The 24405-nt window shown below is 53.7% G+C and carries 15 protein-coding genes; 8 read left to right on the top strand and 7 right to left on the bottom strand.

Annotated features, from left to right (window positions below; all coding sequences use genetic code 11):
* Complete coding sequence (locus EJ361_RS04610) at positions 1-1119, bottom strand: glycosyltransferase family 2 protein (protein WP_126244186.1); 1119 nt, start codon at positions 1117-1119, stop codon at positions 1-3.
* A gap of 507 nt (positions 1120-1626) precedes the next feature.
* On the opposite strand from EJ361_RS04610, the gene EJ361_RS04615 reads away from it, so the two are divergent.
* From EJ361_RS04615 to EJ361_RS04650, 8 genes are all read left to right on the top strand, one after another.
* Entirely contained in the window at positions 1627-2124 is a 498-nt protein-coding gene (locus tag EJ361_RS04615; protein WP_126244187.1) for a hypothetical protein, read from the top strand.
* A gap of 42 nt (positions 2125-2166) precedes the next feature.
* Positions 2167-4410: a peptidase domain-containing ABC transporter gene (locus EJ361_RS04620; protein ID WP_205686936.1), complete on the top strand. Its 2244-nt coding sequence runs from the start codon at positions 2167-2169 to the stop codon at positions 4408-4410.
* Between the two features lie 22 nt (positions 4411-4432).
* A complete protein-coding gene (locus EJ361_RS04625) occupies positions 4433-5776 on the top strand; it encodes an HlyD family efflux transporter periplasmic adaptor subunit (protein WP_126244188.1) in 1344 nt (447 codons plus the stop codon).
* Positions 5777-5789: 13 nt separating this feature from the next.
* A complete protein-coding gene (locus EJ361_RS04630) occupies positions 5790-6413 on the top strand; it encodes a hypothetical protein (protein ID WP_126244189.1) in 624 nt (207 codons plus the stop codon).
* A complete protein-coding gene (locus EJ361_RS04635) occupies positions 6410-8593 on the top strand; it encodes a glycosyltransferase (protein WP_126244190.1) in 2184 nt (727 codons plus the stop codon). The genes EJ361_RS04630 and EJ361_RS04635 overlap by 4 nt, the downstream gene beginning before the upstream one ends.
* A gap of 13 nt (positions 8594-8606) precedes the next feature.
* Complete coding sequence (locus EJ361_RS04640; RefSeq protein ID WP_126244191.1) at positions 8607-9242, top strand: glycosyltransferase family 32 protein; 636 nt, start codon at positions 8607-8609, stop codon at positions 9240-9242.
* 23 nt (positions 9243-9265) lie between these two features.
* Positions 9266-10393, top strand: coding sequence for an alpha-mannosyltransferase (locus EJ361_RS04645; protein WP_126244192.1), 1128 nt, complete (start codon positions 9266-9268; stop codon positions 10391-10393).
* Positions 10394-10534: 141 nt separating this feature from the next.
* Complete coding sequence (locus EJ361_RS04650) at positions 10535-11665, top strand: TlpA family protein disulfide reductase (protein ID WP_126244193.1); 1131 nt, start codon at positions 10535-10537, stop codon at positions 11663-11665.
* A gap of 443 nt (positions 11666-12108) precedes the next feature.
* Here EJ361_RS04650 and EJ361_RS04655 read toward each other — a convergent pair whose 3' ends face one another.
* The 6 genes from EJ361_RS04655 to EJ361_RS04680 are packed head-to-tail and all read right to left on the bottom strand — an operon-like array spanning position 12109 to position 23949.
* A complete protein-coding gene (locus tag EJ361_RS04655) occupies positions 12109-15126 on the bottom strand; it encodes a PQQ-dependent sugar dehydrogenase (protein ID WP_126244194.1) in 3018 nt (1005 codons plus the stop codon).
* Positions 15127-15142: 16 nt separating this feature from the next.
* Entirely contained in the window at positions 15143-16270 is a 1128-nt protein-coding gene (locus EJ361_RS04660; RefSeq protein WP_126244195.1) for a DUF4855 domain-containing protein, read from the bottom strand.
* A gap of 8 nt (positions 16271-16278) precedes the next feature.
* A complete protein-coding gene (locus tag EJ361_RS04665) occupies positions 16279-17484 on the bottom strand; it encodes a DUF4998 domain-containing protein (RefSeq protein WP_126244196.1) in 1206 nt (401 codons plus the stop codon).
* A gap of 22 nt (positions 17485-17506) precedes the next feature.
* Positions 17507-18706 carry a DUF5000 domain-containing lipoprotein gene (locus EJ361_RS04670; RefSeq protein WP_164714085.1) on the bottom strand — a complete coding sequence of 400 codons (1200 nt, stop codon included), beginning with the start codon at positions 18704-18706 and terminating at the stop codon, positions 17507-17509.
* A 27-nt stretch (positions 18707-18733) separates the two neighbouring features.
* On the bottom strand, positions 18734-20659 hold the full coding sequence (locus EJ361_RS04675) for a RagB/SusD family nutrient uptake outer membrane protein (RefSeq protein ID WP_126244198.1): 1926 nt from the start codon (positions 20657-20659) through the stop codon (positions 18734-18736).
* A gap of 26 nt (positions 20660-20685) precedes the next feature.
* Positions 20686-23949 (bottom strand): SusC/RagA family TonB-linked outer membrane protein, encoded by a 3264-nt coding sequence (locus EJ361_RS04680; RefSeq protein ID WP_205686937.1) that lies wholly within the window; start codon positions 23947-23949, stop codon positions 20686-20688.
* Between the last annotated feature and the right edge of the window lie 456 nt (positions 23950-24405).

Below are 24405 nucleotides of genomic sequence, written 5' to 3' on the forward strand. Positions count from 1 at the left end.
TTACTCCACCCGGACCGGCATCTTCGGATCGAAATTCCTGTAAACTGTCGCCTGCCCGAAAATGCCATTATTTATTGCCGTTTTCTTATCACGGTCGTTCGTCAACATCAACACCCGGTTTTTATAATCCATTTCGAAATATGCCAGCCAATCGAGCACATGCCGGTTCCGCACCCGCCAGAAAGGCGTTTCCGCATTCCCTTCCTGCAGTATGTACATTTCCGTGTTCTTTTCCAGCAGGGGCAGCTCCTCCACCGGTACCGCACGGATAAGACGGTAACCGTTCGGCCCGTGCGTCCAGCGGCCGGTTTGCCATGCTTCGCCCTCGATTTCATACTGGAAGTACGGCCTGGGTCCTCCGGCGGGTATAACCGGTATTCCGCCTCCCCGAACCGCGTGATTGATCATTTGGCCGAGTTTGTATGAACCGTCTGAAAAGAGCATTAAAACGGTAAAGCGGTGAACATGGGCCAGCAGCACCCTGTCGAGGTAAACGGCATGGATGCGCGCGCCCAGCATTCGGCTGTCGTATTTGTCCGGATGGTCCATGGCATTACAAAAACGCTCATCCGTTATATGTAGTCGTTGTATACCTGCATGCGCCAGCCGGTTCTGGAAATCGACATCTTCCCATCCATAGATTTTCATCCGTTCGTCGAACCCTTCTACCTTCAGGAAGTCGCTTTTCCGGACGCAGATAATGCCGGCGGCGCCTGCACCGAACCGCAATCCCGGCTGCGGATGCAAAAAACTTTCGGGATGCCGGGCGAACGCCTCCAGCACGTGAGACGCCAGGCCAGGCCCCATGAACACGTCTGCATTGATATTACAAACGATCTCGCCCCTGGCCAGTTTGAAAGCCAGGTTCTTCGAATGGCTGTGATCGAAAACGGCAGGATCGGGTGTTTTGAAATGTACGAAATGACCACCGGCTAACTCCCGCTGAAAATTCTCGCGCACCCAGGGCTCCATGGCATCTTTCGAATTATAGTTCAGCAGGAGCAGTTCAACATTTTCGTTCGGGGGATTATCGGCCAGGTTCCGCTGCAGGGTTTGCTGAAGGTGGCCCAGCCTGTTCATGCAAATGATGCAAAAAGTAATCTTGTAGGATGGGTCCATGATAGAATGACTGATGGAATGATGGGTTAATCGGGATTACCAGGAACAGTATCCAATTTAAAAAAATCTTCACAAAATTTTAAACAAAAAAATATTAGCGGTGCTGATTTTTTGGTATATTCACTTGCAACTTGTTGATGCGAATAAAATCCCCGTAAGAATTTCCAAGCAGATGTTGACCTTATGCGCTTAAACAAATCCTCGTTGCTCCGATTTTCTGTAAATTTTAGGAACGTAAGCATTAAGTACCGTGAAGCCCGATTCATCACCCAGACTGAAAGCCGATTTTAAGAACCGCATAGCACTGATTTCCTGAATTTACCTTAACGGCCGCCGGCCCTCATATCCCGCCCTTTCATAGCTGAAACCGGCAATGGTTTGCTATCGGAGGCGTATGGACCGTTAGCCCCGTCCCTTTGCGGATACTTGCCGGCATTGAGAGATCGTGCGGCCGGCAGTGCACATTTTCATGCTGGATTTTTTCATTCAATTTTAAACCCAACTTCCATGAAGAAAAAAGCAAAACTTGCATTCGCCCAGCTCCAGGAGGAACTGCAGGTTATCAGCCAGCACGATCTGGCCTTCTATCAGGGAGGGGATGGCATCGACGGTTACTGCCTGTTCTATGCCATGTCCTATCTCAGCAACGGGTCCCACAACACAGACTATTACCTGAACTCCTACGGCCAGGTGTACGGTTATTCGGGTCTGGTCCCCAGTGGGAACGACGGTTATATTTCCGGGGCCGATATCGCGAACGTATCCTCGTTCGTGGCGGGCCATTTCACATCCTCCAGTCTTAACCCGTCAGGAGGTATCCAGGCGGCGCTGGCCAGTGGTTGGCGGGTGCTGGCGGATATGTCCATTTCCAGTAACACAACGCACGCGATCATCATTACAGGCTATACCTCCAGTGGCTATACCTACTATGATCCGCAGAACAACGTTACCGGCGTCGTTCAATCCGGCAACCTTGCAGGCAATGTCCTGATGGGCATTCATTAAATTTCAGTCAGCAGCCGGCCGGCAATGTAAATTCCGGGCCGGTTGCCCATTTCCACATCAAAACGGAGAAAAATCAAAAAGCAATTCCCATTCGAACACCAGTTAGACGCGCGAGACTGCGGACCGGCGTGTATCAAAATGATCGCCAAGCATTTCGGGCAATATTATTCCCTTCAGTTCCTGCGTGACCGATGCGGGATCAGCCGGGAAGGAGTGAGTTTTCTGGATCTCGGTCATGCCCTGGAATCGATCGGGCTTCGCAGCCTGGCGTTACGCTGTTCGATCGACGATCTGTTGCATAAAATCCCCTTGCCAGTTATCGTTCACTGGAACAACAGCCACTTCGTGGTGGTGTACGACACCCAGCCCAAATACGGGTACATATATGTCGCGGATCCGGCCAAAGGTCAAATCCGTTATACCGCCGCCGAATTCCGGCAACACTGGACCAAAAGGAACGAAGGCGATCTCGGCGTCCTGCTTGCAGTGGAACCCCAGGCCGACTTCCACCTCCGTCAAAGATCGGAAGAAGTGCAGCGCGGCCGGACGCTGGCCCATTTCCTCAATTACCTGGCGCCCTACAGGAAAAATTTCGCCAGCCTGCTGTTCATCATGCTACTGGCGACCATCCTGCAGGCATTTCTACCTTTCATCGCTAAGGCCGTGATCGATGTAGGGATACAGACACAGGACATTTCCTTCATCAACCTCGTATTGATCGCCAATATTGCTATATACGTCTGCGTGCTGCTGTCGAACATGGCGCGCGACTGGATACTGTTGCATATCACGGCCAGGGTGAACGTGGCGCTTATTTCCGACTATCTCATCAAACTGATGGCATTGCCCATTACGTTTTTCGAGAACAAGCTTACGGGCGACATTCTGCAAAGGGCGAACGATCATGAACGGATCCGCTCTTTTATCATGAACAATTCCCTGGGGATGCTGTTCTCGTTCGTCACGTTCATCGTATTTGCCGTTATCCTCCTGTTATACAACAGCACGGTATTTTCCATATTCATGGCCGGTTCCGTATTGTACGTGGCCTGGATCATGGCTTTCTTGCGGCGCCGGGAGAAACTGGATTGGGAATATTTCGACCTGATCGGGAAAAACCAGAGCTTTTGGGTGGAGACCATCAGCTCCATCCAGGATATCAAAGTCAACAACTACGAAAAAAGCAAACGTTGGAAATGGGAGAAGATACAGGCGAGCCAATACAGGGTGAACATCCGGATGCTGGGAATTTCCAATTGGCAACAGTCGGGTGCGATGTTTATCGACAATATCAAAAACCTCATCATCACGTTCTATTGTGCAAAGTCGGTCATCCGCGGCGAAATGACTTTCGGCGTGATGATCTCTACACAGTTCATTATCGGCATGCTCAATGGGCCCATCGTGCAACTGATCCATTTCATCATTTCCCTCCAGGCCGCAAAAATCAGCTTCCTGCGGCTGAATGAAATCCATCAGCTGAAAGATGAAAGCCATGATGTTGGGCAAGACGATATTGAACTTCCGGCAAACCGTACCATTTCACTCCGCAACGTATCATTCCAATATCATCAGCATGCACCACTGGTGCTTAAAGGCATTCACCTGCAGATACCGGAACGGAGCGTAACGGCGATCGTGGGCGATAGCGGCAGCGGAAAATCCACGCTGCTCAAACTCATACTCCGCCTGTACAAACCCTCGTTCGGCGATATTCTCATCGGTGATACGAATATCAACAACATCAGCCTGCGGCAATGGCGGAATTTATGTGGCGTAGTGATGCAGGACGGCAAGATCTTCAACGATACCATCCTGAACAACATTGTGCTCGACGATGAAAAAATAGATTTCGGCAAGTTGAGGAAGGCGGTCGAAACAGCCAATATCGCAGCAGAAATCGAAAGTTTGCCGCTGGGGTATAATACCGTCATGGGCGAACATGGGCGCGGACTGAGTGGCGGACAGAAACAGCGGCTCCTCATTGCCCGTGCGCTGTATAAAGACCCGGGATTCCTCTTTCTGGACGAAGCCACTAATTCACTGGACTCCATTAATGAACAGAAGATCATCGCGGCGCTCGACAATGTATTCAGGGGAAAAACCGTGGTGGTAGTAGCACACCGGCTGAGTACCATCCAGAAGGCGGATCAGATCATCGTGGTGCGTAACGGACAGATCGTCGAAATCGGGGACCACACTACGTTAATGCAACAAAACAAACATTACAGCGAACTGGTACGGTCGCAACTGATGGCTCCTGCCGCCACACCGGCCGCCGTCTGACACCGTATCAAACGAATGCAACATGGAAGACAATCCTACCATTCAACGCCAGGCCGGGAACGGCATTTTTCCTGAACGGGCGCATTCGGAAGAAGTGCAGGATATCATTGACAGGATGCCGGCGCGATTCGGCACCTGGGCCTGTGGCATCGTCCTGCTCATATTCCTGTTCCTGTTGCTGTTCGGGTATATTATCCGGTATCCGGATGTAGTGAAGGGCCAGATCACCATCAACGGCAACATACCACCGGTAAAACTCGTTGCGGCGAGCAGCGGCAAACTCAGGCTCCATCAATCCGTTTCAGGCGCACCTGTTACCGGCGGCATGGTGATCGCCGGGATCGACAACACCACCTCCTTTGCATCACTACAGCAGATCAAACAGTTGCTTTCCGGGTACCAGCCCGGCAAAACCGCAAACCTGGCGTTGGCGGGCAAACTGCCGGCACGCGCACCGCTCGGCGAGCTGAGCAGCAGCTATTATGCTTTCCTCGAAAACCTGAACCAGTGTAACGATTTTGCCCGTAATGGTTTGTACGACCGGCAGATCGCCAGCCTCGGCCAGTTGCTGGAAGAACAAAAAAAGGAGATCGTCAACAGCACGACGCGGACAGGCCTTTCCGAAAAGAATGTTTCCACAGCATACAAACTTTTCCATCGCGACTCCGTATTGTTCACCCAGGGGGCGGCTTCCGAGGAAACCCTCGACCGGTCGCTCATCGAACATCTCAATAGCCGCAACCAGTATACGTCCGCCATCAGCCAGCAAATCGCTTCGGGAAAAGATGCGCAGCAAACTGAAAGCAGGATCGTCGAAGTGGAAATCGAAAAAAAAGAAAAGGAAAAATTGTTTGACCTCGCGCTGCTCGCTTCTTTCAATGATCTTCAGGACCGCATCCGCAGTTGGGAACAGAAGTACCTGTTTGTGGCGCCGTTTGACGGGCGGCTGCAATTCCTGCGATTCTGGAGCGAACACCAGTTCGTACAGGCCGGCGAAGCCGTATTCACGATCGTCCCCGAACAGCAGGACCCTTACGGCCAGGTCAGGCTGCCGGCATTTGGTGCAGGTAAGATCAGGACCGGCCAGGAAGTGATCGTGAAACTGGACGATTTTCCCTATAATGAATACGGCAGCGTCAAAGCGATCGTCCACTCCATTTCACTCACAACAAATATCGAAAAAACACCACAGGGCGATATCGAAACCTACCTCGTGACACTGCAATTCCCGGAAGGCCTGCAAACGAACTTCGGGACCCGGCTCAACGTAAAGCAGGAAACGAAAGGGATTGCAGAAATCATCACCAATGATCGTAAATTAATAGAAAGATTGTTTGATAATCTGAAATATATAGTCGATAAATAAAGTACTTATGTATATGAAGAAAATCGTTTCACTTCTGTCGCTGTTTTGCGTCCTCGCAGGAACGGCGGCGGGACAGGGTTCCCGCCCCGACCAACAGGCCAGTTTCCAGGAATACCTCCGGGATTTCGACCTGTGTTACCAGCCGCCGGCCGGCTTTCTCGCGGAGTCCACGCAACCACGGCCATTCTACCTCAACGCTGCTACCCGCAATCTTTTCCATGGAACTTTATTCACGCTTACCGCTTGCAAAGAACAGGAAGTACTGATCCATACTTATTTTCAGCATGTAAAACCGGACGCCGTTCTCGCCAGGATGTTCCCCGGCTTTTCCCCGGCCAACAACTGGATCAACCTCCTGAAGGCTCACGCAGACACGGTCAATAGCCGGATCATCTATTTTTCCCCTGAAGAAACCCGCGCATATCATGCAGATACCGCCGGTATTTTCGACCTGGTGAAGCAGGATACGCCTTACAAAGGGATCTATCCGAAAGCCCGGGCGGTATTCTTCAACAAAGCCGGCCTCGACGGAAGCCATATCGACGTGGTGCTTTATTACTTCTACAAGGAAGGCGTGGATATTGATGCCTACATCAGGCAAACCAAACGCATTTTTTACTTCTGCACTGAAAGATGACAAATATTTACATCGTCGATTACTACTCGGCGCACAAAACGAACGGGCTTACCACCTATGTCAGGGAGCTTGGCTCCTCCCTTCCCGAAGGTTACCGGATCAATTACCTGTGGCTGTCTGCCGTAGACGATTACAAGCAGCCGGCCAGGAAAACGGGACCTTCGGGAGAAGACCACATTTTCATCCCCGGTGATATTACCCCCGCCAAACCGGAATACAACCTGCTGGTTTGCCAGTTTCTCCGGCAGGAGTTGAAAGACCGGGAACTGATCTTCCATTTCAACTGGATCAATCATTGCTTCTTTTCCTGGTTCCTGAAAAAACACCTCCGATGCAAAACGCTGCTGACGAAACATTGCATCACCTGGCGCGAAATGATCGGCGGGAAGCAGCATGCCGACTTTCTGCGGCTGGATGCGATGCTCCAGGCAACGGAGCCCCCCGTCTGGCAATCTCCCCTGCTCACAGGGGAAAGCATCCAGTACCATTCGCTCGACCACATCATTTGCGTTTCGGAGTTCGCCCGGCGCGACCTGGAACGGATGATGCATTACCCTGCCGAAAAAATAGCTGTCGTTTACAACGGGTTGCGGCCGGTGGCCCCGCCGGTGCAGGAATACAGGCAAGACCGCGGCCGGCTTCGTGCGTACTATGGTTTCGGGCAGGAAGAGCAGATCATCCTCTTCGCTGGCAAGCTCGATGCTAGAAAGGGCGCATACGACCTCGTGAAGGCATTCCTCGAAATGGTGGAAGCGGAAGGAAGCAGCACCTGGCTGCGGCTGATATTCGCCGGCGTAGGGGATTTCGGGGAATTGCTGAAACAGGCCCCACGCCATTGGACGAGGATCACGATGACGGGGTTCCTGGATCGCGAGAAATTGTCTGATATGTACCGGCTGGCCGACGTAGGCGTTGTTCCGTCCCATATCGAACAGTGCAGCTATGCGGCGATCGAAATGATGCACCATCAATTGCCGATCATCATCGCGGATGTGGACGGCCTGCGGGAGATCGTGCCGGATGACTGCGGACTCAAAGTCCCGAGGTTCCAGCACCCGGAAAATGCGGGGATCGATATCGCGGCCCTGAAAGAAAAACTATACTTTTTCCTGAACGACACCACCACCGCCAGGCAATATGCCGACCGTGCGCATCGGCACGCCATCCAACATTTCAACAGCGAGATCATGACAACGCACACCATAAAGGTCTATGAAAAGACCGGCCGGCGGACTGCGCCCGCACCCATCGCCGAAAGCGGCGATAACCCGCTCATCAGCATCGTACTCCCCTGCTACAACGCGGGAGAATTCCTGCAGGATTGCCTGAACAGCATTTTCAGCCAATCTTATCCGCATTTCGAACTGATCATCGTCAACGATGGATCTACGGACGAAACGAAGGAAATCATATTGCGCAATGAAGACGAACGCATCCGGCTCGTCGAAAATCCGGAGAACCAGGGCATCGTCAAATCCCTCAACAAGGGCATCAAACTGGCAAAAGGTGCGTTCATAGCCCGCATCGACGCAGACGATCTCATGCATGAACACCGGCTCCGCAAACAGCTCTCCTTCCTACTGTCCCCTGAAAACCAGGACGTGGGCATCGTTGGCAGCAATCATTATGTGATTGACAAGATCGGAATGCCGGTTTCCCGGTCGCAATACCCTTTGACGGATGCAGACATCAGGGCCTGCATGATTTTCCGCAACCCGATCTCTCACCCGTCCGTCCTCATCCGTTCAGAATGCCTGAAAAAAAACCGCTACCGCGTAAAGTACCGCCACAATGAAGACTTCAACCTCTGGACCCGCATCAGCAAACAATACCGGCTTGCCAACATACCCGAATGCCTGACCTACTACCGGATACATGACGCCAACGTGAGCCGGAACCACTTCAAGGAATTGCAGGAACATACCATCGAACTGCTGTCTGACCAACTGGACGAATACGGTATCGAATATTCCACGGAAGACCTCTCGCTGCATGCCGCTATCTGCTTCGGATACGGAAGGGCATACTTTAAAGACGACGCCCGGAAAGCAGCATTGAAAAGATGGGTAGACAAAGTACTGACACTATACCAGGTTTCGGCAGCCGATCAACCTGCCGACGGCCAATTGAACGCCATTCAAAATTATATACTGGAGCATTATTGCCAGGTATATCCATAATGTTTCTTCGTTCATGCAAAAAAAAATCATTCACCAGATGACCGGCGATCACAAACCCGATCTTGTGCTGGCCTGCATGCTGTCGTGGCAAATACTGAAAAAATCCGGGTTCGAGATCAGGGTGTGGGACGACCGGATAATCACTTCATTCCTGAAAAAGCAATATCCCACGGTGCTTCCGGCCTTTCTCAACGCCCGTAATCATGCCGAGGCCGCCGATATCGCCAGATACATCATCGTGTACCATTTCGGTGGTTGCTACATCGACTGGGACATCCAGTTGCTGGATGACACCGGGTTCCTGGCGCTGATGGAAGACTGTCCCAACGGCCACCTGGTGATTGACCCGGCCAACGGCACGCTGGCTTCCGAATGCTTTTCCGCCAATCCCGGGGAGCCCTATCTGCTTTCACTCACCGGGGATATCCTCGAACTCTATCAGCGCAAGCAACGCGACGCACTTTTCACGCCCCAATATTCCGGGCCCTACCGGATGCGGGATGCGCTGCAAAAACACGGAAATTCTACCCAGCGGCTTATTCCCGTTAAAGACATCTTTGCTTATGACTATTCAGAAATCAGGACGAAACCCGACAGGGAAATCGTACAACCCCTGCTGCATTACTGGATGCATTCGTGGATCAGGTAAATAACAGTTAATACTCAGAACGGATGTTTCAACCCAATGGATTTCGCTATACCGCCTGCACCGTTTCAGCAGTACGCAGGGAGCAGCTTCGGGAAGAATGGCAAGACCAGGTGCGGCATTTTCCTGACTATCCGGATACGGACTTCGACGGGCGGGGAATTGTCATGTGCGCCGGGGGTATCCGGTATTTTACCTGCGCCTGGCTGAGTATCAGGCGGCTCAGAGCCCTGGGCTGCAGCCTGCCGGTCGAAATCTGGTACAATGGCAACGAACTTTGCGCCACCGCCATTTCGGAACTGGAAAAATATAACGCTCGTTGCCGGAATTTCCAGGACCACGGCCTCGCAGACATTTCGGGATTTGCCGTAAAACCCATGGCCATATTACGGAGCAGCTTCCGGGAAGTATTGTTCCTCGATGCAGATAATCACTGCCTGTCCGACCCGGCGCTGCTGTTCAACATCGATGGTTATAAAAAAACAGGCGCCGTGTTCTGGCCGGATTTCTGGATCACACCTGCCGATAATCCCATCTGGCAAATTATGGACGTCCCTTATACACCCATGAAAGAACAGGAATCCGGACAGTTGCTGATCGATAAAAAAAGATCCTGGCACGCCCTGTTGCTATGCGCCTATCTCAACCGCGCCAATAACGAATACAGCAAAATACTGTATGGCGACAAAGATACTTTCCGGTTTGCCTGGATGGCCCTGAAACAGGGATTCTTCTATATCCTGCGAGACCCGGACCTCTGCGGATACGCCGACCTGGCAGGTAAATTTCACGGCACCACAATTGTCCAATTCGATGACCAGGACCAACCGGCCTTCCTTCACCGCAATTTGTTGAAATGGGATGTTACCGGCAGCGGTGAACGAACATGGCAACTGACGAAAAGTTTTCGGTCGGAAAAGCAGACAAAATCCTATCATTTCAGCTTTCCGGAAACCGCCCAGCACCTGACCCTCGACTTCGGCGGAGATTGCGAAACGGCCGCGGCAGGCGACCTGATCACAGGTATGGAAACCGCCTGCCTCGCCGATCTGGAAGATTTACGGAGCAGTGATTTCTACGCGAAAATCCTCCTGCATGCCCATTTCTGCGCCAGCCGCTTCCGCAGCAATAACCCATTACCCATTAAATTCTGAATTTGTAAAAATATGCGCTCGTGAGTTGATAGTTCGAAGTTAGCCACCTGTGATGGGCGGCTTCTTTTTTAGCATTTCATTAAGGGTGAATTAGCATTTTATTAGGATTTGGATAAATACTTTCGGTAAAATTTCGTCCCAATGAATCCCCTCCGCCTCACCCTTTCCTTATTATGCTTATTGACGGGCCTGTCCGTTTCCGCGACGGATTCGTCGTTCGTCAACATCCGCTTCGTCAGCCCGCTAAGTACCGACAAATTCACCGTCACCCTGCACGATGGCATCAGCGAACACAAGTTGAAAGTATCGGAGCAATTGAACTGGAACGGAGAATTGTTCAGTCCGTATGGTTTAATACAGATCGATTATAAAGACAGCGACTCAACCTACATTTATAAACGGATATTTTTCCCGAAAGGCCGGTCTGTCATTTCATTGACATCCGAACCCGATCCCGCGAAATATTACTCCGTCGATGAAAAGAATTCAGAGAATATTGTGATGTACGATGCTTTGGGAGGCGCTGCGATGGATGCTTTCGTCAAACCGGATCTCGACAAATTATATTCCTATTATCACAAGAACAAACACCGGATCGGAGCAGATACGTCAGTGGTAAACCGGGCTTTTGCGCTGGGAGATTCCGTCGCTTTGGCCGAAATCGCATTCATCCGTCAAAACCCGCAGCTCTACGTCTCTTACTGGACGTTGCTCACACGCGTCATCAAAACGAAGCACCTAAGCCCTGCCCAACTCAAAGAATTTTACGACACCAAAGTTCCCGAATCCATCAAAAACACGAAATCCGGTACTTATCTCGCCAATCAAATCCAGACGAAAATCAATATTTCCTCCCAACAGCTTTTCCCCGATTTTGATACGAAAGACCTCAACGGACAGCCTGTCGTTTCTTCGGCGCTTCGCGGGAAACTCGTGCTGATACAGTTCTGGGCTTCATGGTGCAGACCGTGTATGGAGGAAATGCCGGAAATGAAAAAGATCAACGAAAAATACAGCGATTCACCTTTCAAGCTCATTTCTTTCAGCATCGACAAAGATTCGCTGGCCTGCCGCAAAGCCATCGAAAAAAATGCGATGAACTGGACGCAGGTGTACGGCGACAATAAACTTTATAACGACATGTCCTATTATCCCATACCGCAACTTTACCTTATCGACAAAACCGGCCGCACGATCTACAACAGCACCATCGTCCGCGACAACGATCTGCATCTGCTGAACAAAATATTGTCGGAACAATTAGGGAAATAAATCCTTCAGCTGTTCATCCGGAAATGAAAAAACCTGTACAATACCGTACAGGCTTTCATTTTTCTCATGAGCATAATTATAGGGATACGCTTTCGGCGTTCCTCACCTATTAGTCCTTAGGCCTGGACAACAATTTTTCCAGCAGCGCCGTTTGTTTTTTGGAATTTTTCATGATGGATAAAAGGAAATAGATAATTGCAATATTGAATGACAGGGACAGCATGCCGGCCATCGCGATCCACATCAAAGAAAGCATCCTAAGTTCCATCGTATAGTTTTTTTTGGGTTGTAGTGCTCCGCGCGCTGATGTAGGCCCGAAGTATTAATGTTTATAGGGAAATGGGCTGTAACAAGGCAACAAACCTTTGCAATAAGCCGCCCGGGTGGGGCGGCTTATGCATTTGAGGTGGGCGGCAGGTCATGAACGTTTCCTGCCGCCTGTTTTATTTTCCATTCTCGAAAAGCGTCCAGTCGATATTGAAGAGAGCGCCCTGGCCGGGGTTGCTGAATACGAACCAGAGGTCCTGGCGCCCGGGGGCTGCTTTCACCGGGGCGGTCAGTTCCGTCCATTCGCCTTTGTCGCCCGCGGGCACTTTCAGCGTAGCGGCCACCGGCCCGTCTTTGGCGCCCATTCTCAATTCCAGCGTTCCGCCGGCGCCTTGCAGCTGCACCCGGAACCGTGCGCGGGAAATGCCGCCGAGGTCGATGTTTTTGAAAACGAAGGTGCTGCCGTCGTTCGCAACGCCGTAACTGAGCAGCTGGCTGATCCAGTTCACGAAACGGATATGCTGGTCGGTATCGCGCTCTTCCGCTTCCAGCTTCGGATGGCGGAGCATGATGAACTGCTGGCCGGTGAGCGCCTCGATGCCGTTGGCGCCCTTATCCGTATAGCGGGCCGTGAGCAGGTACACGCCGGAGGCGGACTTGCCGATGTGCTCTTTCAGCGCGATGGCGCCTTCCGCCGGTAACGATGCGCCGGAAGTACGCAGCGACAAAATATAATCCACGATCACTTTGGCTTCTTCCACCGCCATGCCGGGATGCGCGCTCATGGGGCGGTTGCCCCACACGCCGCTACCTCCGCGGATCACTTTGTCTGCCAGCAAAGCGGTATTCTTTTCATTGCGCTCGTATTTGGCGGCAACGTCCATGAGGCTGGGGCCGACAGACACCGTGTTTTCGGTATGGCAGGCCTTGCAATCCAGCGAATAGAACAGCTCTTTCCCTTTCGGCGTGGGCATGGCGCCGCCTTGCGTGAGCGCGCCGGCCATGTCGCGGCCATACGGGATGTAGTTGAACCCGACAGCCACTTTTTCCGCTGCAATGGTGCCGTCTTCCGGATCGGTGACGGTCACCTTGTAGGGGAATTGCATGTTGTCCCAATAGAACGAGCTATTGGCGGTGGTGGTGATCTGCACATCCGGCGGCGTGTTGCCGGCTTTGATGTAGATGGATGCGGTATCGAAGGCTTTGTGATCGTCGGTAACGGTCAGCAGCACTTTATACACACCGGGTTTGGCAAAGGTGTGCGACACGGCGGAATCGCCGTAGTCCTTTCCCTCCACGTTCCAGTTGTAATGCAATTGGTCCTGCCTGTCGGGATCGGAAGACCCCGCGGCAGCAAGCTTCACCGTCATGGGAGCGGGCCCCGTGAGCTGGTCTGCGCTGATCCCCGCTACCGGCCGGCGGTTGCCTGCGGCGTAGGTGATGCGGACGAGGCGCGCGTCCATGTTCCGGGAAAACCAGTTGGTGCCGTATTCGATCATGTAAATGGCACCATCGTCGGCAAATCGCAGGTCGATGGGCGCTGCCGGCGCCAGGTGATCGAGGAAAGGCTCCATGCGGAGGTAATTATGGTTTTCGTCGAACGTAACGGCCATGATCCAGCGGCGCACCCAATCGTAAATGAAGAGTTTGCCGTCGTAGTAATCAGACAGTTTGTATTCCGCGTTTTTGAATTGATCGGCATAATACACCGGCCCTGCCATCACGCTCTGCCCGCCTTTGCCCACGAGGGGGAATTTGGCGGAAGGGCCGTCTCCGAACCAGATCATGGCGCCCTGAGCGGGCGGCAGTTCTTTCACGCCTTTGTTGTTGGGCGAACTGTTGATGGGTTTGGCCGGGTCCAGTTTTGGGCCTTCGGTTTTGGTGGCGAAATCCCACTTCGGCAGGGCTTCGTTTTCGCCGAGAAAGTACGGCCAGCCGAAGAATCCGGGCTTCCTGGCCTGGTTTACTTCGTCGTAGCTGATGGTGCCTTCGCTGCCGGGCACTTTGGTATCCGGCCCCACATCTCCCCAATACACATACTGGTTCTTACGGTCTACCGTGAACCGGAATGGGTTCCGGCAGCCCATGACATAAATTTCCGGCCGGCCTTTGGAGCCGTCTTTCGGGAACAGGTTGCCATCGGGGATTTCGTAAGTACCGTCGGCTTTGGGGCGGATCCGGAGGATCTTTCCGCGGAGGTCTGCCGAGGAGGCCGACGTGGCCTGGTCGTCGGCGAGCTCGCGCCCGGGGCGCTCGTCCACCGGAGTATATCCTTCCGTTTCTTCGGCGTTGGTATTGTCGCCGGTGGAGAGATAGAGCAATTTATCCGGTCCGAATTCGATGTATCCGGCCGAGTGGCAGCAATGCTTCCGCTGGGTGGGGATTTCGAGGAGGGTTTTCTCCGTTTCGTGCAACAGGCGCTGGTCGCGCATTTCCATGCGGGTGAGCCGGCTCACGGGGGCGTCTCCGCCTACTGCGTAATAGAAATATACCCAATGGTTTTTGTCGAATTCAGGATCGAGGGCCACGCCGAGCAATCCGTCTTCCAGCCCGCTGTAAACATTGAACTGTGCCAGGGTGATCACATCTTTTTCACGGGCGCGGTACAGGCGAACGGCGCCTTTCCGCTCGGCGAACATCACGTCGTTCCCGGGGAGCACGGCCAGTTGCAGGGGTTCGTCGAGCCCCTGCGCCAGCATCGTATAGGTGTACCGGTTATTTTCCGGGATGGCGGGCGTGCTGCAGGCGGCATAATCCAGCCCGCCGGCTTCGTCTCCCGCTTTCGCCAGGATGCGTTCCGTTTCTTCGGGAGCGCCCATAAACACCTGGTCGTTGTCTGCCAAAGCATCCAGCCAGGGCCATCCTTTCGTTTTGAAGGAGGAATCCTTCATCACCGCCCAGGTGCCGCCCGCCTCCAGGTATCGCTGGAGCGCGTTGATTTGACGGTGGTCGAGACTGTCGGGGTACGACCAGTTGCTGACGATGGTCCTGAAATGTTGCAGGGAATCGGGATGCAGGAAGGATTTGTTCCCTTCTACCAGCTCCCATCCATTGGCTTCGGCCGATGCCTTTACGGCAGCGATCATGGTTTCCGTGCTGCCTGCTGATGACAGCAACAGTACCTTGTTTCCGGGTGATTTGCGCGAGCAGGCGGCTAATGCCAACATGCACCCGAACATCCATATTTTTTTCATCAATCGTGTAGTTTTTCTACCGGGATCGTACGTCGGTATCTTTTTGTCTCGTGGAAATAATCTCAGCAAGCCGCTTAAATAGGCCGGTGACGGTAGGGTCCGTTTGGAGGCTCATCTCCCACCATCCGCCGCCGCCTTCGTAATAGGCGACGGGTAAATTACGCCAGGCTCCGGCTTTTTCAAACTCGTTTATATAATCGGTGTATTTTTTCTGATAGCCGGCATCGGTGATGAGCCTGTTGTCGAATTCCATTTCCAGCGCCATATCGTGCTGCTGCGCGAACCGAATGGCGCCGGTGAGGATGCTGTAAGGCGAATTCAGGTCGAAGAAGTAGTTGGGTTGCTGATAGGCGATGTCGAATCCCATGTTCTTCCAATTGCCGGCGCCATCGGCCCCATAATACGGGATCCAGTAAAAGCGCTTGTTGCGTTCATGGATTTTGGTGGCAACGGAGGGCAGGATCTCGGCGGCACCGGTATTGTGTTCCGCCACCCAATAGAATCCCATCAGCTCGAGGTGTTGCAGGTTGGCGGCGTTCCACATGGTCATGGCCGTATCGATGAACCACTGGCAGGCAGCCACGCGATCCGCCGCAACGGCGAAATTCAGCTGTCTGCCGTTCAGTTCTCCCCAGTTGGTGGCAGACCGGATGGGCTCGGGAAGCGTGAGCACCACTTTGCGTTTGCGCTCGGGGGTTTTACCCTGGGCAGAGAGGCTGTCGAGCATTCCGTTCAGCGCCTTAATGGCCTTCCCGTCTTCGAAATTCCGTTGCAGGAGCCAGAGCCATTGAGCTTTTCCGGCCGGCTGCTGGCCGTAGCCTTCGGCGTATTCATATCCCAGGTTGTCTTTGAACTCGATGAACAGGAACCCGTCGAACAGCCATTCGAACCCGGTGGTGGGGGTCCGGAATACGAAAGGTTTGAGATGGGTGCTCGTCCACGGAAGGCGGTGGGTGCCGCCCTGGTAGATGAGCGCGAGGTCGGAAATGTAGTATGGGGGCAGCTTTGCGGGTGGTTTGGGTTTCCCCATTTCAGTGGGCGCCGTTGCCGTGGTGGCCTGCATACTTTTCTGGCAGGAGGTGGAAGCAATGCCTGCCCCCACCATCCAAAGTGCCATTAAACTACTCAACGCTGATTTGATCATAATTCAAGTTATTGAGGAATTTTGTACAAAATAATTTCCTGCGCGCGGAAGAACTGCGCGTCCCACACTTCCCAGTTTAGGACGAAGCCAAGCGATATGGGATTGACGCCGTCAGACGTAAACCGGATACTGGCACGCGCCTGGTCCACGAAGCTCTTATATGCCAGTGCGGAATTCATTGCATTGTAATCGGGCAGTTCATTGCCGGTGGCCGCGGCGAGGTAGCGGGGTTCACTGCCACGGGTACCAAGCCACCATTCACCGTTACCGAGGTGTAACGCCAGTTCATACGTTCCGGCGGGGAGGGTCACGGTTTGCCAGGCTTTCCCGTTCCTGATGGCCGTTTCTCCTTCCCATTTCTCGAATCCGAAAGCAGCGGCCCCGTTCAGGTTGTCGAACCCGCCATATCCGCCGCTGCGCGTTTTGGCGGATGCGGATACGTTCCAGTGCGCCGGGGTCCCCCATCGGGAGCCGTCCCAAGTCCCGATGGCGAAGGGCAGGCGGTAATTCTTCAGGTATTGCGAAGAGATCCATTCGCGCTTCAGCGGCATGGTGACCGGCGCGGCATAAAAGGTATCGATGGCCAGGGGTTCCGGTTTAAAGAGCGTCTCGTACGTGAACGCCGATCCCGGTTTGTAATCTTCCAGCACCACGTCTGCCGTTGCACCTTTCACATAATGTTTGCCTTGGGAACCGTCTTTCTTCGTCCAGGTGATATTGACGCCGATACAGGTTTCTTCAGGGGCGCCCCATTTCAGGTTCGCATGGCCGTTCTCGGCGAGGTACGCATCGTCCAGCGGACGGTTGAGCAGCGTTTTGGTATAATTATCCCCGAAAGTTTTCCCCGAAATATAAACCGGAACGGAACGCTCGCCGAACGAGTTGGTGGTAATGACCGTAAAGTTATAGGGGCCTTCCGGCAGAGGTGAGATCTCATGTGCAATGGAGTCCGGTTTATTTGTACGTGTAACCGGTAACGTTATTGAGTCGGCATCCCCCCATTTGATGATCACATTGTTCACATTGGGATCGGCGATCAGCAGCCAGCTGAGCACGAGGCGGTCCTTACCGGGAAAGAGCTTCAACGAATCCACCTTCCCCGCGTATTTCCTGATTTTACCGGTCGTAAATTCCTTGTAGTCGTCGATCTTCGAGCAACCGGCCCATGCCAGCGCTGCGGCGAGGGCAAATATCGAAAGCATTAATTTTTTCATGTGCAATTTTTGAAAGGGTGGATTACATCGGTTGTCCGAACAGGGTGATCTCCGAGAAGCTCAGGTCGCCCGTTCCCATCCAGTTTTCCAGGCAGCGGACACGGATATACCTTACCGCGGGTGCATCCAGCGGGAAATCTTTCTGGTCGCCCAGTAACCAGGCCGTTGCGTCTGCATCGTTAAACACTTCGTCCGGCAGCCCCGAAGGCTTCTTCTGTTCATAATCCACCAGCTTCGTCCAGCTGTCCCAGCTGCCGTCGGGCGTCGGGTTGTTCGAGCCCCATATCTCGTATTTCTTCATGCCGCGGTTGCTGTACCGGTAGTAGTGGTTGATGCGGAACCGGCTCAGCTTGCTCTGCGCGCCCATGTCAAACGTAATCCATGTCGGATCGAGGCCCTTGGTGTTCGTGGAAACGTTCTGCCAGTTGTTGCCGTTTCCGTCGTATGGCGATGCCCATACAGACGACCACTTTCCGTCGAACGCAAATGCCACGGCTACGTTCCATTCAATTACCAGTATGGGGTCGTTGGGCATTTTATAGGTGCGGAATTTGGATTTATCGAGCGTTTTTTCGAAAAGCGGTGTAATGGAGGCAAACAACGTGTCGGAACGGTTGCCCCAACGGTCTTCGAGGTACATGCCGAAAACGGTTTCCTCATCTTTCAGCCCCCTGAAGGTTGCGTTGCCCTCTTCCTGATCGAGGGTAGCGGCGTTGAGCTGCGCGATGCGGCCCAGCGAGTCGGGCCCGATGAGGATCGCCTGGAGCGATTGATTGTCGGGGTTGAGGTAGGTAACTCCCACTCCGCCGAAAGTGCCAAACATATTCAGCGACTTGAACACCTTGAGATAAGGAGGTTCCGTGGGCGTGAACTTCTTCACGACCGGCTCGGAGCGTACTTCCGCACCGTTTACGGAATAGATGCGCACTTCGTATTCGCTTTCATCGCCGAGGCCTTCCACGCGGAGCTGGTTGGTGTAGAACGATGATTTGTAGGTGCGGAGCCTGCCGTCGGGCGTTTTGATTTCGGCCACGATGTAGGAAAGGTTCTGGCTTTTGGGGAGTACGTAGCTGATGGTAGCGCCACCAGGCTCCGGCTTGATGTCTACGTTGGAAACCTGGCCGGGAGGGTTCGCATCGGCCAACATGGGAGAAAGCGGTTTTTCTTCCTTGCAGGAGAACAATAAAGTGCCCAGCAATATGATGATCGGAAATTTCTTCATGATGGATCGCATTTGGCGTTAGGGAATTTACCAGCCCGGGTTCTGGAGCAGGTTGGTGTTGATGATGAGATTGTGCTGCTTGATAGGCCACAGGTAATCACGCGGCGCCACAAAGCGCTGGTTGAACACTTGTTTCTTCCGGTAATAATCGGCCGCGTTCTTCTGCAGAATATCCCATCCTTCTACCGGCTGGTTCATGTATTCGACGGCCAGCTTCCACCGGCGGAGGTCCCAGAGGCGATGGCCTTCGAATGCCATCTCGATGAGCCTTTCCTGGCGGATAATATCCCGCAAGCCCTCTTTGGTCGTGAATTTGGTGGGCCGGTTCGAGAAATTGGCCCACGATTCCTCCACGCCTTTCAGCCCCGCCCTTTCGCGCACTTTGTCTACGTATTCGATGGCACGGGCGCTTTGACCGGATTCGTTGAGTGCTTCGGCATACATGAGGTAAAGGTCGGCGAGGCGCATTTCGGGCCATGCCCAGGTTTCGGTAGTTACCGCCTGATCGGTCTGGTTGAATTTATAGTTGATGAACTTCTTCACGAAATAACCCGTCACGCTGTAAAACTCTTCGCTGGCTTTGCCTTGCGGTTGCCCGTATTTCGCCTGGATGTTGGACGACTTTTCGTCGGTCTTGTTCCCTTCCAGGAAATACCTGCCACCGTCGAAGCCGAGGTTTGCATAGAACCTTTCCTCGCGATCGAAATGGAGGCTGGCCGTTGTATATCCTTCCTGAACGTGGAACCGCTCTTCATGCCTGGCCACGCGCAGATCGTAACGGCCCTGGTAGTTCCAGGTTTTGTCTTCCGAAATGGGAACACCGTTCTTGGTGTAGAAGTTTTCCGCCATTTTCAGCGTGGGCGACATATACCCGCCAATGTAGTTGTCGCGGCTAGACATCAGGTACTTCGGCGCGTTGTGCGTTTGCAGCACAGCGGTCTGGCCGGCCCTTCCCGTCAGCGCCCAGATGGCTTCCTGGTTTTCGCGGGCGTTGAGGGCGCCGGCGGTGCTCAGCTGATAGCGGGTGGCGTCGGTGATACTTACGAAGGGCGAATTGAATTCATACAGATGGATCCCCGCCGCAGCGCATTCCGCAACGGCTTCCTCCGCCGCTTTGGCGGCCAGCGCCCAGCGGTTGGCGTCGTACGCAGGATTGAAGAGCTGCGTGCCTTTACCGTCTTTCAGGCTGTTGAAATCCGTATTGCCATTGAAGAGCGGGCTGGCCCATGCGGCCAGTACGCGTGCTTTCAGCATCATGGCTGCCGGCCTGGTAATACGCCCCAGCTCGTTTACCCTGTTGGTTAATTCCGTGGGCAGCATGGGTATGGCCTTGTCGAGCGTGTTGACGAGGTACTGCGCAACTTCGTCTACCGGCTGGCGGAACACTTTCACTTCTTCCGGCGTTGCGCTCACGGGGATATTGACGTCCACGATCGGGATGGGCCCGTAGTTTTTCAACAGGCAGAAATGATAGTACGCCTTCAGGAAGGTTACCTCCCCGATCCAGCGCTTCTGGTCTTCGGGGCTCAGGTAGGGAATACGGCGGGTCACCCCGTTTTCGTACATATTCTCAAGGAAGATGTTGCACTCTCGGATAGCGATCCAGAGCGGCTGTGCGTGGTTTTCGCCGTCCCAAAAATTCACCCAGGGGTAGCCGGCGTTTTGTTCGCCCAGCGCAATCTTCCATGGCGACTGGTAGGAGTATTGGCCGTACCGGTACGTCCACATATCATCCGCTCCTATGTACAGGATATTGCTGACCGGGTCTACTGATGGCAGGAAGGAGTAGCAGGTACGGAGGTATTTTTCCGCTTCCGTTTTATTGGAGAAGGCATCGTCGAGCGTAGCTACGTTGTCGGGCACCACGTCCAGGAAGCCTTTCTGGCAGGAGGCGGTCCCCAGTGCGGTGGCCAGTACGGTGCCGTATATGATGAATCTGAAATTCCGTTTCATGATAAATGCGTTCTTGTGTCAGGAAATTAAAATCCGAGGTTGATGCCGACGTTGATCACGCGCTGCACGGGATAGTTGAAGGCATTGTTGTTGCCGCCGCCTTGCGCGCCGCCCATTTCCGGGTCCCACATCTTGAAGCTGCTCAGGGCAAACAGGTTGAGGCCGTTCACGTACAGCCGGAGGGCGTTGAGGTGCATACGCTTCAGCAATCGATCGGGCAGTTCATATCCCAGCTCCACCGTTTTGAGGCGGAGGAAGGCGCCGTTGCGCAACCACCACGTGGAAGTCATGAGGTTGTTGGAAAACACGGTGGAATGGACGCGGGGCCAGAAGGCGTAAGGGTCCTGGTTAGATTCCGACCAGTGATCGTCTGCGATCACTTTCAACAACCCGCGCTGCGAATTGGAACCTTCGATGAACGGGGCGATGCCACCTGCATCGATGTAAGTGGAAGAGCGCGCCGATCCCTGGAAGAAGGTACTGATGTCGAATGATTTGTATTTATACGTAAAACCGAACCCATAGTTGATTTCCGGACGCGCGGGGTGCCCGATCGGCACCTGGTCGCGATCCGTGATCATGCCGTCTCCGTCGATATCCACGTACTTGATATCGCCGCCGGCGAGCTCACGGATACCAAACTGGGAAGGCGAGTTGGCCACATCATGTTCGTCGGTGAACAGGCGCTCTGCAACATATCCCCAGCGTACCTGGTCGGAACGTCCCTCGCGGCGGAGGTGCCACAGGCTTTTGTCGTAAGCCGGCTCTTCGTTCTCCACCACCTTCGTCGTAGCATAGGTAAATGTACCGCGTACGTTGAGCCAGGAATTTTTGTTCAGGGTGCGCTTGTATTCCAGCGTCATATCTACCCCTTTGCCTTCACCCACGCCCACGTTGGCCTGTTGGATAGACCGGAGCCCCATGGTGGAAGGAATATTGTAGCGGTACAGCAGGATGTCTGTACGGCGTTCCTTGAAAATGTCGGCCTGCAATGTGAAGTCCCTGAACATCTCCAGCTCCATGCCGATATTGGTTTTGTATGCACGCTCCCAGGTAATGAACGGGTTGGGGTAACGGTTGATGACAGTACCGCCGCCGCCGTAATTGAACTTGTCGCCGAAATAATATCCGCCGCCGCCGCCGAGCGAAAGGTTGGCCAGATAGAAGAAGCGGTCGGTTCCGGAACCGATCTGGTCGTTACCCACCACACCGTATGTTCCGCGGAACTTCAGCCTGCTCACAACGGGCAGGAACGGCTCAAACCATTTCTCCCCGCTCACATTCCAGCCCGCGCCCACAGAGGGGAAGAAGCCGAAGCGGTTACGTCTTTCGAAGCGCTCCGAGCCATTGTATCCGAAGTTGAATTCCACGAGGTAGCGGGAATCGTAGTCATAGGTAAAACGGCCAGACAAGCCCTGGTTGCGCCGGGGAAGCGCCAGCAACAGGTCGTTCGCATTACCGTCTACGTTATTGGAAAGCAGCGTAATGAGCATGCCGCCGATATTGTGCTTTTTACCGATCGTCGTGTTATAGTTCAGCGCGGCCTCCATATAGGTGTATAAATTCGCTTTCCTGTCTCCGCCCTGGAAGTTGAGATATTTGGTACCGCCGCCGGGATTGAGGGGCTCCAGGCCGCGAACGCCTTCTTCCGGATCTACCGTTACCATATAATAGAACGGATTGAACCGGCGGCTGAGGTTAAACTCGGCGTAACGCTGGGTATACGCCATCACCCGGCCGCTGAGCCCCGGCACGAGGAAGCCGAAATCCTGCTTCAGCTCCAGCTGCGCGATGAGGGTGGAATTGTTGTTCTGCGTGAACCCGGAAACCGCATCGGCGAAGGGGTTCATCATCAGGTTGCCGTTCGTCATGCGCGCACTGCCGAACAGCGGGTTCTTCTCGTCTGGCGCAAAAGAAGCCGGGAAATAGGCCGGGAAGGCTACCGGGTTGGCGCGCGACGCGTTCGTGAACAACTGGTTGGAGCCGCCCTGCGGCCCGCGGTAGTCGTAGAACCGGCCCGTGGTACGGATAATCGCTTCCGTAGTTTTGGTCAACTTCACGTTGATATTGGAACGTATCTCGTAGTTACGCGCCTTGATGTTGCTGTTGAACGAGTTGTCGTCGATCGTGCGGAGGAGGCCGTTGTCAATATTGTAAGTCCCCGAAACATAATATTGCGCCCTTTCCACACCGCCGCTCAGGTTGAAGTTATATCGCTGGTTGTTGGTACTGTTTTTCAGCAGCAGGTCCATCCAGTCGTTGTTGGGATATACGTAGGGATTGTCTTTGTTCACGCGGTGGCGGATGGCGTCTTCGGTATAGCGCCGGGTCGTGGCATTCGAATTGAATCCCGCTTCGTTGGCGAGGCGCATGTACGTGATGTTGTCTGCCAGCTTCAGGCTTTGTGTATTCCTGGAATTGGAGTTTTCTACCCGCACGTTGAAACGCGTACTGGTGATGCCCCCCGATTTGGTGGCCACCAGGATCACGCCGTTGGCGCCGCGGGCGCCGTAGAGCGAGGAAGCCGTCGCATCTTTGAGGATGGAGAAACCGGCAATATCGTCGGGCTGGATGCGCGCCAGGTCGCTGGGCGTGCTTTCCCGGCCATCGATGAGGATGAGCGGATTTACCTTGCCGCTGCCGAAGGTGGTGACGCCGCGGATGAAGAAGTCGGCATTGTCTTTCCCCGGTTCACCGGAAGTCTGCATGGCGATCACGCCCGCCAGCCGGCCGGCGAGCATGGTGGTAAGGTTACTGGTAGGGCCTTTCAGCTCTTTGGGATTGATGGTGGTGACAGCGCCGACCATCGTGGTTTTCTTTTGGGTGCCGAAGGCCACGATGGCAACTTCACCCAGCATTTTATCGGAACTTTTCAATTCCACGTTCAGCGTGCGGCTGTCGGTAACGGCCAGTTCCTGTTTGATATAGCCCATGAAAGAGAAAACGAGGGTCGACGGGCCGGCGATCTTGATGGTGTATTCTCCCGATCCGTTCGTTTGCACACCTTTCAGCGGGTCGGTTTTCAGGGTGATGGAAACCCCGGGCAAGGGCATCCCCGTTGAATCGGTCACGCGGCCTTTCACGACGATGCCGGTGTCTTTCGGAGCGAAGTATGCGGCGGGTATATTGCCGGCGCTGACAGTGGATTTCGCGTTATCCGGACGGTTCTCCGCCAGGGGGTCGGCTGCCATGGCGGCGCCGGCGGCGAAAAACAGTCCCAACGTCAATTTCAAGCGCAGGATCGCCCTGTCGGCAGCAATGCCGGAATTGACCTTCAGTGGAAATAACATAGCGTAGGTTGTTGCTTGATTTAAGTGATTTAATACATCGGTACGCGGACCCGTTGCAGACAAAACACTTCCCGTGCGCGAAGCGGTCGCACAGGGTTGGTTATCTGTAACAGTAATTAGTGACGGTTACTGCATATTCATCTTGTAGCGAATTTGTTTTGCTTTTGGCTGATTACGTTCTCATGTTCCGGGAAGGAAATAGAAATCCCCGTCCGCGCCTACGCGCAAACCAGCTTCTCTATCCATTCCCAGTTTGATTTTTTTTGCTGATGGTCCAGGAAGCGCGCATGCCTTCCCCTGTTTCTCCCCCGGGCCGGATTTAAACACGCTGCATCAGTTCGTTGGCGTTCGTTGGGTTCCCGGGCTTCTCTAACGTGGTATTACCTCAATTTTTTATCGTACAGGCTAAAGATAGAAAATTATTTTAAAAATACTAAGCTAGTAGGAAATATTTTT

The sequence above is a fragment of the Chitinophaga rhizosphaerae genome (assembly GCF_003958645.1).
GTDB classification, from domain to species: Bacteria; Bacteroidota; Bacteroidia; order Chitinophagales; family Chitinophagaceae; genus Chitinophaga; species Chitinophaga rhizosphaerae.

What these genes read in the sequence shown, in the direction of transcription:
- EJ361_RS04610 (WP_126244186.1), bottom strand. Translation starts at nt 1,119, where the DNA reads ATGGACCCATCCTACAAGATTACTTTTTGCATCATTTGCATGAACAGG.
- EJ361_RS04615 (WP_126244187.1), top strand. Translation starts at nt 1,627, where the DNA reads ATGAAGAAAAAAGCAAAACTTGCATTCGCCCAGCTCCAGGAGGAACTG.
- EJ361_RS04625 (WP_126244188.1), top strand. Translation starts at nt 4,433, where the DNA reads ATGGAAGACAATCCTACCATTCAACGCCAGGCCGGGAACGGCATTTTT.
- EJ361_RS04630 (WP_126244189.1), top strand. Translation starts at nt 5,790, where the DNA reads ATGAAGAAAATCGTTTCACTTCTGTCGCTGTTTTGCGTCCTCGCAGGA.
- EJ361_RS04635 (WP_126244190.1), top strand. Translation starts at nt 6,410, where the DNA reads ATGACAAATATTTACATCGTCGATTACTACTCGGCGCACAAAACGAAC.
- EJ361_RS04640 (WP_126244191.1), top strand. Translation starts at nt 8,607, where the DNA reads ATGCAAAAAAAAATCATTCACCAGATGACCGGCGATCACAAACCCGAT.
- EJ361_RS04645 (WP_126244192.1), top strand. Translation starts at nt 9,266, where the DNA reads ATGTTTCAACCCAATGGATTTCGCTATACCGCCTGCACCGTTTCAGCA.
- EJ361_RS04650 (WP_126244193.1), top strand. Translation starts at nt 10,535, where the DNA reads ATGAATCCCCTCCGCCTCACCCTTTCCTTATTATGCTTATTGACGGGC.
- EJ361_RS04655 (WP_126244194.1), bottom strand. Translation starts at nt 15,126, where the DNA reads ATGAAAAAAATATGGATGTTCGGGTGCATGTTGGCATTAGCCGCCTGC.
- EJ361_RS04660 (WP_126244195.1), bottom strand. Translation starts at nt 16,270, where the DNA reads ATGATCAAATCAGCGTTGAGTAGTTTAATGGCACTTTGGATGGTGGGG.
- EJ361_RS04665 (WP_126244196.1), bottom strand. Translation starts at nt 17,484, where the DNA reads ATGAAAAAATTAATGCTTTCGATATTTGCCCTCGCCGCAGCGCTGGCA.
- EJ361_RS04670 (WP_164714085.1), bottom strand. Translation starts at nt 18,706, where the DNA reads ATGAAGAAATTTCCGATCATCATATTGCTGGGCACTTTATTGTTCTCC.
- EJ361_RS04675 (WP_126244198.1), bottom strand. Translation starts at nt 20,659, where the DNA reads ATGAAACGGAATTTCAGATTCATCATATACGGCACCGTACTGGCCACC.
- EJ361_RS04680 (WP_205686937.1), bottom strand. Translation starts at nt 23,949, where the DNA reads ATGTTATTTCCACTGAAGGTCAATTCCGGCATTGCTGCCGACAGGGCG.